This window comes from Sphingomonas sp. CFBP 8765, assembly GCF_014841445.1.
GTDB lineage: Bacteria > Pseudomonadota > Alphaproteobacteria > Sphingomonadales > Sphingomonadaceae > Sphingomonas > Sphingomonas aerolata.
Map to the genome: position 1 here is coordinate 229,503 of NZ_JACYTY010000006.1, position 13,521 is coordinate 243,023.

The 13,521-nt window shown below is 69.0% G+C and carries 11 protein-coding genes; 7 read left to right on the forward strand and 4 right to left on the reverse strand.

All coding sequences use genetic code 11. From position 1 onward, the window contains the following. Window positions 1-2 precede the first annotated feature (2 nt). Window positions 3-686: a hypothetical protein gene (locus IFT87_RS16140; RefSeq protein WP_192191236.1), complete on the reverse strand. Its 684-nt coding sequence runs from the start codon at window positions 684-686 to the stop codon at window positions 3-5. 166 nt (window positions 687-852) lie between these two features. Here IFT87_RS16140 and IFT87_RS16145 point away from each other — a divergent pair, with 166 nt between their 5' ends. Genes IFT87_RS16145 through IFT87_RS16170 form a run of 6 tightly spaced genes read left to right on the forward strand, consistent with a single transcriptional unit; the run spans window position 853 to window position 6,727 of the window. Beyond that, the gene (locus tag IFT87_RS16145; protein WP_192191237.1) at window positions 853-3,678 is read left to right on the forward strand and encodes a monovalent cation/H+ antiporter subunit A; all 2,826 of its coding nucleotides are present in this window, start codon (window positions 853-855) and stop codon (window positions 3,676-3,678) included. Further along, a complete protein-coding gene (locus IFT87_RS16150) occupies window positions 3,675-4,037 on the forward strand; it encodes a Na+/H+ antiporter subunit C (RefSeq protein WP_031440531.1) in 363 nt (120 codons plus the stop codon). The genes IFT87_RS16145 and IFT87_RS16150 overlap by 4 nt, the downstream gene beginning before the upstream one ends. Continuing rightward, a complete protein-coding gene (locus IFT87_RS16155) occupies window positions 4,034-5,557 on the forward strand; it encodes a monovalent cation/H+ antiporter subunit D (RefSeq protein ID WP_037531534.1) in 1,524 nt (507 codons plus the stop codon). The genes IFT87_RS16150 and IFT87_RS16155 overlap by 4 nt, the downstream gene beginning before the upstream one ends. Next, window positions 5,554-6,045 carry a Na+/H+ antiporter subunit E gene (locus IFT87_RS16160; protein ID WP_037531532.1) on the forward strand — a complete coding sequence of 164 codons (492 nt, stop codon included), beginning with the start codon at window positions 5,554-5,556 and terminating at the stop codon, window positions 6,043-6,045. The genes IFT87_RS16155 and IFT87_RS16160 overlap by 4 nt, the downstream gene beginning before the upstream one ends. Beyond that, on the forward strand, window positions 6,042-6,311 hold the full coding sequence (locus IFT87_RS16165) for a K+/H+ antiporter subunit F (protein ID WP_037531531.1): 270 nt from the start codon (window positions 6,042-6,044) through the stop codon (window positions 6,309-6,311). Before IFT87_RS16160 ends, IFT87_RS16165 begins: the two co-directional genes overlap by 4 nt. Next, a complete protein-coding gene (locus tag IFT87_RS16170) occupies window positions 6,308-6,727 on the forward strand; it encodes a Na+/H+ antiporter subunit G (RefSeq protein WP_037531528.1) in 420 nt (139 codons plus the stop codon). The genes IFT87_RS16165 and IFT87_RS16170 overlap by 4 nt, the downstream gene beginning before the upstream one ends. Before the next feature lie 27 nt (window positions 6,728-6,754). Here the strand turns inward: IFT87_RS16170 and IFT87_RS16175 are convergent, their stop codons facing one another. The 3 genes from IFT87_RS16175 to IFT87_RS16185 all read right to left on the reverse strand — a co-directional run bounded on the left by IFT87_RS16175 (window position 6,755) and on the right by IFT87_RS16185 (window position 9,950). Next, window positions 6,755-8,314, reverse strand: coding sequence for an alkaline phosphatase D family protein (locus IFT87_RS16175; protein WP_192191238.1), 1,560 nt, complete (start codon window positions 8,312-8,314; stop codon window positions 6,755-6,757). A gap of 125 nt (window positions 8,315-8,439) precedes the next feature. Continuing rightward, window positions 8,440-9,429 carry a FecR family protein gene (locus IFT87_RS16180; RefSeq protein WP_192191239.1) on the reverse strand — a complete coding sequence of 330 codons (990 nt, stop codon included), beginning with the start codon at window positions 9,427-9,429 and terminating at the stop codon, window positions 8,440-8,442. Next, window positions 9,411-9,950, reverse strand: a complete 540-nt coding sequence (locus tag IFT87_RS16185) for an RNA polymerase sigma factor (protein WP_052149313.1) — start codon at window positions 9,948-9,950, stop codon at window positions 9,411-9,413. Before IFT87_RS16185 ends, IFT87_RS16180 begins: the two co-directional genes overlap by 19 nt. A 233-nt stretch (window positions 9,951-10,183) precedes the next feature. On the opposite strand from IFT87_RS16185, the gene IFT87_RS16190 reads away from it, so the two are divergent. Beyond that, window positions 10,184-13,192, forward strand: coding sequence for a TonB-dependent receptor (locus IFT87_RS16190; RefSeq protein WP_192191240.1), 3,009 nt, complete (start codon window positions 10,184-10,186; stop codon window positions 13,190-13,192). The last annotated feature ends 329 nt before the right edge of the window (window positions 13,193-13,521 follow it).

Sequence of the window (13,521 nt, forward strand, 5' to 3'; positions counted from 1 at the left end):
CGTTACGCGCGGGTACCGGGAGCCGGAGCGTCCTCCCCCGCTGCAACCGTGTCGCCACCACCGCCGCCGCCCTGTCCACCACCGCCCCCGCCCGATCCCCGGGCGGCAGAGGCGCCGTCGCGCTCGCCCTTGCCGCGTCCGCCGCCCGCGGCCGGCCGCGTCGGGCCCTGCGCGGGCAGGACGAGGTCGGTCGGGACGGGCGCCAGATCGAGTGCGGCGCGCACGAAATCGCGCAATGACACGACCAGCGCGTGCGTCGGGACCGGGCGGCCCGCCGCGAGTTCGCCCGCGGCCTGTGCGGCCAGCCGGACCTGCTCGTCGGTGCCGAGCAGGATGATGTCCGACAGCGCCGCCTCGACCGCGTCGCGGATCCGCCGGCCGCGGTCCGATCCGGTGTCGATCGCGACATCCGCCGCATCGGCAGGCACCGCCTCGCCCCGGCGACGCAGGTCGCGGCGATGCGCGGGGTCGACCGTCAGCGTGCCCGTGAACGAGCCGCCCAAGGTCTTGTAGGCCGCGATCAGCGTGCGCAGCCGTTCGTTGATCTGCCGGTTGATCCGTTCGCGGCGCTGCTGGATCGTCATCATCGTGACGAGGCGGATGCCGACACCGATCGCCGTCACCAGCGCGAGCCCGAACAACGTCAGCAACGTGGTCTGCCAGGAACTGAAGTCGATCGTGCGCATGGTCGCTCCGCTATTCCGGGTCTGCGTGAGTCCCGATGCGGCACCAACGCGCATCGCGGGTCGATGCCCCCGGGATATCGTCAGGGCCGCTGGGCGTAGTCCGGTCGACCCGGAAGCCATATCGTGCGATGGCAAGTCTCGTGACGTCGCCGGGAAACGATCTGCCATGCCCCTGATGCTCCTGATGGTGCTGCCGTTCGCGGCGGCGCTGATGCTGGCGCTCGGCGCACGTGCCGGCCGTCGCATGCATGTCGGGATCGCCGCCGGTGCGAGCGCGGCGGGGCTCGCGCTGCTGCTTCTGGCCGCGCCCGCGGTCCTCGCGGGAACCCCGCTGACCGCGCGGATCGCGTGGATCCCGGCGCTCGGGCTCGATCTCAGCCTGTGGCTCGATCCGCTCGGGCTGCTGTTCGCCGGGCTGATCCTCGGCATCGGCCTGCTCGTCGTGATCTATGCGCAGGGCTATCTCGCCAAGGCTGAGCCGACCGGGCGGTTCCTGTCGTTCCTGATGCTGTTCCAGGGCGCGATGATCGGTATCGCGCTGTCGAACAACATCCTGCTGATGCTGATATTCTGGGAACTGACCAGCCTGTCGTCGTTCCTGCTGATCGGCTTCTGGCGCGACCGCGCGGACGCGCGGCAGGGCGCGCGGATGGCGCTCGCGGTGACGGGCGGCGGCGGGCTCGCGCTGATCGCGGGGATGCTGTTGCTCGGCCAGGCGGCGGGATCCTATGAGCTCGCAACGATCCTGACGCGCGGCGCCGTCGTCCAGGCGTCGCCGCTCTATCCTGCGATCCTGACGCTCGTCCTGCTCGGCGCGTTCACCAAGTCGGCGCAGTTCCCGTTCCATTTCTGGCTGCCGCACGCGATGGCAGCACCCACGCCGGTCAGCGCCTATCTCCATTCCGCGACGATGGTGAAGGCGGGCGTCTTCCTGCTCGCCCGCCTGTGGCCGGTGCTCGCGGGCAGCGACTTGTGGTTTTATCTGGTCGCCTCGACCGGCCTCGTGACGATGATCTTCGGCGCGGGCGTCGCGCTGTTCCGCAACGATCTGAAGGCTATCCTCGCCTATTCGACGATCAGCCAGCTCGGGCTGATGGTGATGCTGCTCGGTTTCGGCACGCCCGCGGCCGCCACGGCGGCAGTATTCCACATCCTCAACCATGCCGCGTTCAAGGCGGCGCTGTTCATGAACGCGGGCATGGTCGATCACGAGACGGGGACGCGCGATATCCGTCGCCTCGGCGGGCTCGCCGCGCTGATGCCGCTGACCGCGACGCTCGGCACGCTCGCGGTCGCGGCGATGGCGGGGCTGCCACCGCTCGGCGGGTTCATCTCCAAGGAGATGATGCTCGAACAGAGCCTGCATGCCGCGCACGATGGCCGGTCCTGGCTCGTGCCCCTGCTCGCGACGATCGCGGCGACGCTGTCGGTCGCCTATTCCCTGCGCTACGCCACCGCACAGTTTTTCGGGCCTCGCGCGACGGGGGATGTCGCCGCGCCGCATGATCCCGGCATGGCGATGATCGGACCGTCGATCGTGCTCGTGCTCGTCGCGCTCGGCTTCGGGTTGTTGCCGATGACGATCGCCGGGCCGCTGGTGCGCGCCGCGACGGGGGCGGTGATCGGTGGCACGCCGCCCGCGCTGGATCTGGCGCTGTGGCACGGGATCAACCCCGCCCTGGGGATGAGTGCGCTCGCGGTCGTGATCGGTGCGCTGCTGCTGTGGCGTCGCACGCCGGTCGCGCGCTGGCTGGACGGGCGGCGGACGCTCGATGCCAAGCGGCTGTTCGACGGCGCGATGGCGGCGATCGTCGCGCGCAGTCGCGATGCCTCGCTCGCCATCCATGCGCCATCGCTGCAACGCTATCTGTTCATGCTGTTCGTGGTGGCGGTGCTGTTCGGGATCGACGCCGCGCTGACGCCCGGCGGGCTGCCCGCGGGGACGCGCGCGACGCTGCCCGCGTCGCCGGTCGCGGTCGTCGCCTGGTTCGCGCTGGTCGTCGCGACCGGCATCGTCGTGGCGATGCAACGCCAGCGCTTCCTCGCGCTGGTCTTCATCAGCGTCATCGGCCTCGTCATCGCGCTCGCCTTCGTCCATCTTTCCGCCCCAGACCTGGCGCTGACCCAGATCGCGGTCGAGGTCGTGACGATCCTGCTGATGCTGCTCGCGCTGCACCTGCTGCCCAAGGTTCCGCCGCAACTCTCGAGCCTGCCGCGCCGCAGCCGCGATGCGCTGCTGGCGGCGGTCGCCGGGATCGGCACCGGCTGGGCGGCCTGGGCGGTGATGACGCGCGACCTGCGCGACACGGTCTCGTCGTTCCACTGGGCGAACAGCTATCCGGGCGGCGGCGGGACCAATGTCGTCAACGTGACCCTGGTCGATTTCCGCGCATTCGACACCTTGGGCGAGATCATCGTGCTCGGGATCGCGGGGCTGGCCATCTATGCGCTGCTCGAGCCCGCGGCGCGCGGCACGGCGGGGCGGCGGTTGCGCGAATGGCGGCACGACATGCCCCATTCGCCCGAGCGCCACCCGATGATGTTCGTGATGGCGACGCGGCTGCTGCTGCCGCTCGCGCTGCTGGTCGGCCTCTACATCTTCCTGCGCGGGCATAACCAGCCCGGCGGCGGGTTCATCGCCGCGCTGGTCGTTTCGATCGCGATCCTGCTGCAATATCTCGCCTCGGGCTTCGACTGGACCGACGACCGCCGCCGGATCGGCGAACATCCGCTGATCGCGGTCGGCGTGCTGATCGCGACCGCGACGGGGCTCGGCTCGCTCGTCTTCGGCGCGCGGTTCCTGACGAGCAGCTTCGGCTATTTCCACATTCCGCTGGTTGGCGAGGTCGAACTGGCGACCGCGATGTTCTTCGATACGGGCGTCGCTTGCGTCGTCGTCGGCGCGGTGATGATGGCGCTCGCCCAGCTCAGCCACGTCGCGCAGCGCGCGGCGCGCAACCGCGATCAGGCCGACGAGGAGACATCGGCATGAGCCTGGAATTCCTGATCGCCAGCGGAATCGCGGTGCTGACCGCAGGCGGCGTCTATCTCGCGCTGCGCGGCCGCACCTTTCAGGTCGTGCTCGGGCTGACCTTGCTGTCCTACGCGGTGAACCTGTTCCTGTTCGCGATCGGCCGGCTCGTCGTCGACCGCCCGCCGCTGTTCGCCAAGGGCGTGACCGACCATGCCGATCCGCTGCCCCAGGCGCTGGTGCTGACCGCGATCGTGATCACCTTCGGGATGACCGCGCTGGTCGTCATCCTGTCGCTGCGCAGCTTCCTCGAAAGCGGATCGGACCAGGTCGACGGCATCGCCGACGCCGTCCCCGGCCCGGAGCAGGATCGCGCATGACGCTGCTCGACCATCTCGTGATCGCGCCGGTCGTGATCCCCGCGATCATCGCGCCGCTGACGCTGATGGTGATGCGGCGGCGGCGGCATGTCGGCGTCGCGCTGTCGCTGGCCGGCTGCGTCGCGATGCTGGTCGTCGCGCTCGCGCTGTTCGGCATCGCGCAGGACGATGCGATCCGCGCCTATCCGCTCGGCGGCTGGCCGGCCCCGTTCGGGATCGTGCTGGTGCTCGACCGGCTGTCCGCCATGATGCTGGTGCTCGCGGCGGTGCTGGCGCTGGTGGTGATGCTCCACGCGGTCGTCACCGCGGTCGATCGCAAGGGCTGGCATTTCCATCCCCTGTTCCAGTTCCAGCTGCTCGGACTGAACGGCGCGTTCCTGACCGGGGACCTGTTCAACCTGTTCGTGTTCTTCGAGGTGCTGCTGATCGCCTCCTACGGGCTGATGCTCCACGGTCAGGGCGCGGCGCGGCTGAAGGCGGGGGTCGCCTATGTCGTCGTCAACATCGTCGGCTCGGCGCTGTTCCTGATCGCGCTGGGGCTGCTCTACGGGCTGACCGGGACGCTCAACATGGCCGATCTCGGCCAGCGCATCGCCGCACTGGGCGCACAGGACCAGGGGCTGATCCGGCTCGCCGGGCTGTTGCTGCTCGCGGTGTTCGCGCTGAAGGCGGCGGTCGTGCCGCTGCACCTGTGGCTGCCGCGCACCTATGCCGCGACCGCGCCGGTCGTCGCCGCGCTGTTCGCGATCATGACCAAGGTCGGCGTCTATGCGATGATCCGGGTCGTGCCGCTGATCTTTGGCGATGCCGCGGGCGCCGCCGCCTGGGTGCCGGCGCCCTGGCTGCTGCCCGCCGCCGTGCTGACCGCGATCATCGGCTTTGTCGGCGTGCTGGCGGCGCGCGCGATGCGCGAACAGGCGGCGTTCGCGATCCTCGGCTCGACCGGGACGCTGCTGCTCGCGGTATCGTGCTGGACACAGGCGACGACCGCGGCCGCGTTGTTCTATCTCGTCCACGCGACGCTGGCGGGCGCGGCGCTGTTCCTCGTCGCCGACGTGACGCTGCGCCGACGCGGCCAATATGGCGACGCGATCGTCCCCAGCCCGCGCTTTGGCGGCCAGCAGGCGACGGGGCTGCTGTTCCTCGCCGCGACTATCGCCGCAGTCGGCCTGCCGCCGCTGTCGGGGTTCGTCGCCAAGCTGTTCATCCTCCAGACCAGCGTCACGGCCGCGCCATGGCCGCTGATCTGGGCGACAGTGCTGGGCACCACGCTGATCGGCGTGGTCGGCTTTGCCCGCAGCGGCAGCACGCTGTTCTGGAAGGCGGCCGACGATGCCAACCCGATCGCGGGCGCGGACCGGTCGCGCGCCGAACTGATCGCGCCGGCGACTCTGATCGTGCTGCTCGCGCTGCTGACGCTCGGTGCCGGCTGGGCCACCGCGCAGGCCGAGGCGACCGCCGCGCAGATCTATGCCCCCGATCGCTATGCGGCAGCGGTCCTGACGGAGGCGACGCGATGATCAAGCGCCTCCTTCCCCACCCCGCGCTGACCGCGATGCTGGTCGTCGTCTGGCTGCTGATGGCGAACAGCATCACGGTCGGCGGGATCCTGCTCGGTATGGTCTTCGGGATCGTCCTGCCCAAGTTCACCGAGCCCTTCTGGCCCGATCGCCCCCGCGTCCGCTTCGGCCGCGCGCTGCTCGGCTATGTCGGCCTCGTGCTCTACGACATCGTCGTCGCCAATTTCGAGGTCGCGCGGCTGATCCTGTTCCGGCGCAACCGCGATCTCCGCTCGCGCTGGCTGGTCGTGCCCGTCGCGCTGTCGTCGCCCGAGGCGATCACCGTGCTCGCCGCGACGATCAGCCTGACGCCGGGGACGGTCTCGTCCGACGTGTCCGCCGACGGGCGCTTCCTGCTGGTCCACGCGCTCGACGTCGCGGACGCGGCCGCCGAGATCGCGCGGATCAAGACCCGCTACGAGGCGCCGCTGCTGAGGATCTTCCCATGATCGCCATAGCCTTGCAGATCGCCGCCATCGCCATCGCGCTCGCGCTACTGCTCAACGGCTGGCGGCTATACCGCGGGCCCGCGCTCGCCGACCGGATCCTCGCGCTCGACACGATGGTGATCAACGTCATCGCGGTGATCGTCGTGATCGGCATGATGGGCGGCAACGACACCTATTTCGAGGCCGCGCTGCTGCTGGCGATGGTCGGGTTCGTCAGCACCATCGCCTATTGCAAGTTCCTCCTGCGCGGGGACATCGTCGAATGAGCGGCATCGTCGAGATCGTCATCGCCGGACTGATCCTGCTCGGCGCGGCGTTCGTGCTGATCGGTAGCTGGGGGCTGGTCCGCCTGCCCTCGACGATGGAGCGGCTGCACGGCCCGACCAAGGCGACGACGCTCGGGCTCGGCGGGCTGCTGCTGGCGTCGGTGGTGTTCTTCCAGGTCCGGCTCGGCGTCTGGACCGCGCACGAGCTGCTGATCTCGCTGTTCCTGTTCATCACCGCACCGATTTCAGCGAACATGATCGCCAAGGTCCATCTCCACCGCGCGCGGACCGGCGACCGCCCCGATCACGACGGCATTTCGGGGCCACCGCCCCGGCCCGACCCGGATGGCGAAGGCGAATGGGCGACGTTCGAGGCGCCGCATACCGACACGCAGGCCTCGATCGAAAACCCCTGAGCGTCGCCACGGGGTCGCGCGGCCGGGTCAGGCCGGCTGTGGCCCGGGCTGTTTCGGATCCACCACGAACTTGGCGAAGGTGGAGATCGACCCGCCCGGCCGATCGACCTGGTCCATCACCTTCACCTCGGCAAGCCAGCGGTCCGGCGTCACGGTGAACAGCTGATAGCCGCGCTGGTTGTTGAGCAGGCTGACGTTCGGATTATGGTCGAGCGCGCGCGTCTCGCCCGCATAGCGCGCACCGCCGGTGCCGCCCGACGAGATCGAGGTCGCGAGGAACTCGGTCGCGATCGCGGGACCGCCAAGGTCGTTCGCGTCGCGCGGGACCGAACCGACGACATTCTGGTGCAGGTCACCGCTGCCGATCACGACATTAGTCAGCCCGCGCCGCGCGATGCCGTCGACGAGCCGCTGCCGCGCCAGCGGATAGCCGTTCCAATTATCCTTGCCGACCACCGGCGTCGTCGCGCCGTCCTTGCGCGCGTCATAGGGCATGAACAGCACCTGCTGCGCGATGAAGTTCCACCGGGCGTCATTGGCGAGCCCGTCGTCCAGCCAGCGCTCCTGCGCGGCCCCCAGCATCGTGCGCCCCGGCCGGTCGACCGGCACGCAGGCGTCGAGTTCGCCCCGCGCGATCCCGGGCCGCTCGCAAAGCTGGTCGCTGCGGGCCGAGCGCGTGTCGAGCACGTGCATCCGCGCCAGCGTGCCGTAATCGAACCGGCGATAGGCGCGCCCGGTCCCGGGCCGTTGCGCGCGGCGGACGGGGACATGCTCGTACCAGGCCTGCAACGCCGCGGCCTTGCGCGCGGCGAACACCGGCGGCGGGTTGCCGTCCTTGTCGAATTCGCCCGCCCAATTGTCGTCGATCTCGTGATCGTCGAACGACATGATGAACGCGACCGCCGCGTGCGCCGCCTGCAGGTCGGGATCCGCCTTGTACTGCGCATAGCGGCGACGATACTGGTCGAGCGTATAGGTCTCGGCGCCGAGGTGCTTGCGCGGACTGGGCTCGGCCCGGGTCGCCATCTCGTAGATATAGTCGCCATAATGGAAGACCGCGTCGAGATCGGGCTCGCGCGCGACATGCGCATAGGCGGTGAAGAAGCCCGTCTCGAAATCCTGGCACCCCAGCATCGCCAGCCGCAGCCGATCGAGCGACGCGCCCGCCGCAGGCGCGGTGCGCGCTGTCCCCACCGGGCTCGATCCGGCACCCTGGACGAGGAAGCGATACCAATAGGGGCGGTGCGATCGCAGCCCGTCGACCTCGACATGGACCGAATGCGCAAGCGTCGCGTCGGCGACCGCCGATCCCGTCCGGACGATCTTGCGGAAACCGGGGTCCTCGGCGATGTCCCAGCGGACCGGAACATCATGCGGCGGCATGCCGCCGTCCGGGGTCTGCGGCTCGGGCGCCAGCCGGGTCCAGATCACGAACCCGTCGGGCCAGGGGTCTCCGGAGGCGACACCGAGCGTGAACGGATCGCGCGTGAACGTCGCCTTCGCCAGCAACCGCGGCGCCCCCGCCCCGCCCAGCACCGCGAGCGAGAGGCCGGCCTTGACCAGATTGCGGCGATCGAACTGAGCCATAAGGACACTCCCTGCGGCAGCGCGCGCCTGCTGCGCCCGACCGGCGTCGCAGCGCGACCTGCTATGCCGGAAAGACGGAGCAGCCGGGCAAAACCCGACAGACAAAAGAACGGGCGGCGGCGATCCTACGGATTTCCGGGCCCGCCCGCCGGGCGGATGGCGATCGCGTCTTTCCCGTAAGCGACATCGACCTGATAGGCCGCCTCCACCGCCTGCAATGCGCGGTCGGTGTCGGAAATATGAAAGCGGCCGCTGATCGGAAGCGCCTGCAGGCCGCGATCCTCCAACAGGATCGGCCGCGCCGAGTAACGCTGCACCTTGCCGATCAGCACCGCGAGCGGAACGTCGGACGCCTCGAACCACCCCGACTTCCACTCGGGCGCGCTGGCCGCGATACGCGGTTGCGCCGTGACCTGCCCGTCGACGACGCGCGCACCGTCGCCCTTGTGCAGCACCAGATCCGCTTCCCCGGCGACGCCGACCTCGACCGCACCGCGGTAGACGACCACGGCGGTGCGCGTCGGCGACTGGCGATCGACGTTGAACGCGGTGCCCAGCACGCGGACGGACGTGGTGCCGCTCGCGACCCGGAACATCCGGCTGCGTTCGTGGCGGATATCGAAATAGGCCTCGCCGCGGACGAGCTCGGCACCGCGGTGCCACGGCAGAATTCGCACGCGCAGCTCGGTGTCGCCGCTCAGGTCGACGCGCGACCCGTCCGCGAGCACGACGGTGCGGCTCTCGCCAGGGCCGGTGCGATAGCGCGTCGTCGCCAGCATCGGCACGAGCAACAGAATCGCAACCAGCATCGCGCAGGCAGCAGCGGCCAGCCGCGGCATCGATCGCCGCCCCCGGCGCGCGCGATCGTCCCGCGGGGCCGGCGGGATCGCGGCCGCGGGGACGCGTGCCGCGGTCCCGAGCGCCTCGACCAGCGCCTCCGATTGCCAGAGCGCCTGCATCTCGGCGAAGACCGCGCGGTGCCGCGGTGACGCTGCCATCCACGCATCGAAGTCCGGCCCCGCCGCGGCATCGAACGCCGGCTGGTTGAGCCGGTCGATCCACGCGGCGGCATCATCGGCGATCTGGCTCTCGCGGCTCATCGCCCGCGTCCGCATGCGATCGCCTCTCCCGGCATCGCCTTGTGAAGGTCTGCCAGGCCGCGGGTGATGTGTTTCTCGACTGCCTTCGGGCTCAACCCCAGATCCCTCGCTATCGCCGCGCAGCTTTGCCCCTGCAAACGGCGGCGGACAAGCACGTCGCGGCGCAGCGGCGGCATGGCGTCGAGTGCGTCCCGGAGGATCGCGACCGCCTCGCGGCCGACCAGCACCCGATCGGGCAGGGGCGCCTGGCTGACGGGCTCCTCCGCGCGTTCGGCGACATAGCGGCGGTCCCTGCGATGATGGTCGACCAGCAGGTTCGCGGCGATCCGAAAGCCCAGCGCATAGATGCTGACCAGCTTCTGCACGCGCCCCTGGTGCACCAGCCGCGACAGCGTCTCCTGCACGACGTCCTCGACGACATCGACACGGCTGGTGCGCGCGCGGACATAGCGGCTCAGCGTCGCCGCGATCGCGCGCCAGTCCTCGACCGCGGGCTCGCCCACGCGGGTGTCGATCTGGGGAAGCGTCGCTGGCATGGCTCGTCCGGGTTGTTGATCCCGGCGACCTAGGCCGCGTTTGTGACAATTTCGGAGAGGGTGCGACAAGGAGTTCGCGCTGACGCCGCCCGATCCCCCAAATTGCGCAGCACCACCGTCAGTATAAACACCGACCTGCAGGAGACTTCGCTGTCATATAACTGAAACCAAATACTTTGTCGGGTTTCCGGGCGCCTGCCCGTCTTGCCCTCGAACCATCTCGGGGGGAAATCATGTTTCATAGAATTCGTCTGGCGCGGCGTCTGCTTGCGTCCGTCGCACTGTCCGGCTTTGTCTGCGCGCCTGCGATCGCGCAGACCGCACCACCGGCACCACGCCAGTTCAGCTTCGACGTTCCCGCACAGGGTCTCGCCGACGCGCTCCTCGCCTTCTCGCGGCTGACCGGGCTGCAGCTCGCGACGTCGCCGTCGCTGCTGCAGGGCGCACGCAGCCAGCGCCTGCGCGGCCGGATGACCGCGGAACAGGCGCTCGCGCGGATCACCGCGGGCAGCGCGGTCGACGGCAGGATCGTCGGCGGCACGGTCACCGTCGCGCGGCACATGGGGCCTGTGACGACGGCATATGCGCCTGCCGCGTCCCCCGGCGGGACCGAAGCCCAGGGAATCGCGCAGGCCACGCAGCCTGACCCCCTCGCCGATGACGGTGCCGACATCGTCGTCCGGGGCTACCGCCAGAGCGTCGCCAAGGCGCAGCAGATCAAGAAGGCCGCAACCGGGTCGCAGGAGGTGATCCTGGCGCAGGACATCGCCGCGTTTCCCGACCAGAACCTCGCCGAGGCGCTTCAGCGCATCCCCGGCGTCGCAATCACCCGCGACAGCGGTGAGGGTCGCCAGATCTCGCTACGCGGCCTCGGCGCGGATTTCACCCGCACGCAGCTGAACGGCATGGAGGTGCTCACCAATACCTCGTCGGGGCTGGACAGCCGTTCGTCGGTCAGCCGGTCGCGCGCGTTCGACTACAGCATCTTCGCGTCCGAGCTGTTCAACAAGGTCGTCGTCGAGAAATCCTATGCGGCGCAGCAGGACGAGGGCGGCATCGGCGGCACCGTCGGGCTGCACACCGCCAAGCCGTTCGACTATGACGGCCTCACCGTCGTCGCCTCCGCCCGCGGCCAGGCGAACCAATACACCAAGACGGTAACACCGCGCCTCGTCGGGCTGATATCCGATCGCTGGGGGGATTTCGGTGTCCTCGCCTCGGTCGCGTACAGCACGGCCGAGACCGTCGAGTTCGGCTATCGCAACTGGAACTGGTCGCAGATCAATTTCGGCGCGGCCAATGTCGGGCCCGCCGTCTCCGCGGCGGACCGCGCGCTCCTGGTGGGCGCGACGGGTGCCGCACGCGTCTGGAACAGCCGTGCGCAGACTTACGCCACGTTCTTCAACAAGCGCGAACGCCTCGGCGTCACCACCGCACTGCAATATCATCCCGACGACCGCACCGACGTCTCGCTCGACCTGCTCTATGGCCGGCTGAACAACGACCGGCGCTCGGGCGTGATCGGCGCCGCGGGGACCAACGGCGTCGCCGCGAACAACGTGACCGGCACGCAGCTGCTGACCGGCGTCACCTTCGACGATTTCAACGACATCGTCGGCGCGTCGTTCGACCGTGTCGACATGCGCACCGAATCCAAGGTGACGCATGACCAGACGACCTTCTGGCAGGCCGCGCTCAACGCGCATACCGATCTCGCCAGCAACCTGACGCTCAACGTCCTGGGCGGCTGGTCGCGATCGACCTTCGCATCGCGCTATGCCCAGGTCTATCTCGAGGCGGTCGGCAAGAGCTATTCCTTTTCGGGGCTGAACACCGCCTCGCCGCGGACCGACTATGGCTTCGACACCACCGACGCGTCGCAATGGGATTTGCAGGGCCTCGAGACCCGCGCCGACCGGATCGAGAGCGAATTCTACAACAGCAAGGCAGAGCTTGCCTGGACGGTCGCCACGGGGTCGACGATCAAGGCGGGCGCGGGGTTCAAGCGCTTCACCAATGGCGGCTGGCAGCGCAAGGTCGCGCCCAGCTACGAGAACAAGCCGGGCGTGCCCGACGTCCCGACCAGCGTCCTGACCGACAGCACGCTCGCCCCCTATGTGATCGGCGATGTCGCCGGCACCTATGCGCTGCTCGGCCAGAGTATGACCGTCGACGCGAACAGCACCGTCGCCGGCACCGCCTATGACCTGACCGAACGGACCTATGGCGCCTATCTGCAATATGACCTCGCCACCCGGCTCGGCGCGATCGGCCTGCGCGCCAATGTCGGCGTGCGCTATTACCATACCGATCTGGGATCCGCCGGAACCGCGCTGGTCGGCAGCGCGCTCGTCCCGGTCAGCGTGACCAACCGCTATGACGGTTTCCTGCCCGCGGCGAACCTCGCCTTCGACCTCAGCCGGTCGGTCGTCTTCCGGCTGAGCGGCAATCGCAATCTGAGCCGCCCTGCGCTCAGCGACATGCGCGCGGCCGGGACGCTCAACCTCGCCTCGTTCGGCGGCACGATTGCGGCCGGCAACCCCAATCTGAAGCCGTTCATCGCCGATTCGATCGAGACGTCGCTCGAATATTATGACGGCACGCGCGGATCGCTCGCGATCGGCGCCTTCTACAAGCACATGGACTCGTACATCACGTCGGAGACGCGGCTCGTGTCCTACGCCTCGACCGGCTATCCGGCGGCGCTGCTGCCCGTCGGCGTCGACCCTGCGGTGCTGGTGAACTATACGCGCCCGATCAACGGCCCCGGCGCGTCGATCAAGGGGATCGAGGTCGCCGCGAAGCGCGACTTCGACTTCCTGCCCGCACCGTTCGACAAGCTCGGCATACTCGGCAACGTCACGGTCGCCAGCGGATCGACCGACGTCTTCTATGCGGGCGTGCCGGTCCGCCTGCCGCTGCCGACGCTGTCCAAATTCTCGTCGAACGCGACGCTCTATTACGACACCGATCGCTGGGGCGCGCGCGGCTCGATCGCGACACGCTCGCGCTATCGCTGGAGCGATGGCGGCAACGGCAATATCGGCGAGTATATCAAGGGCACCACGAACCTCGACGCCTCGGCCTATGTCAATCTGACGCCGCGGTTCAAGCTGACGCTCGACGTGATCAACATCACCGACGAGCCGATCGTCCAATATGCCGACGGTACCGCCAAGCGGGTGATGACCAATACCGTCAGCGGCCGGACCGTCGCGTTCGGCGGGACGATGCGCTTCTGAACGAGCACAGGGGCAGGTCGGTCACCGGCCTGCCCCTTCACCGTCTGGATCCGTCCACGGCCCCGAGGGCCTGTACTCGACCGATACCAGGAATAGCGTGCGCCCCGTGCAGCAACAGCCGCCTTGATGCCGAGCGGGCGCATCCGGGCCCATCTTACAGACACGCTAGGTTACGCGTCCTCGTCATGGGGTCAGGCGCGCAGTAAAAGAGGGCTAGAAACGACGACAGCCCCGAAGCTTTCGCTTCGGGGCTGTCGTAGGATTTGGTTGCGGGGACAGGATTTGAACCTGTGACCTTCAGGTTATGAGCCTGACGAGCTACCGGGCTG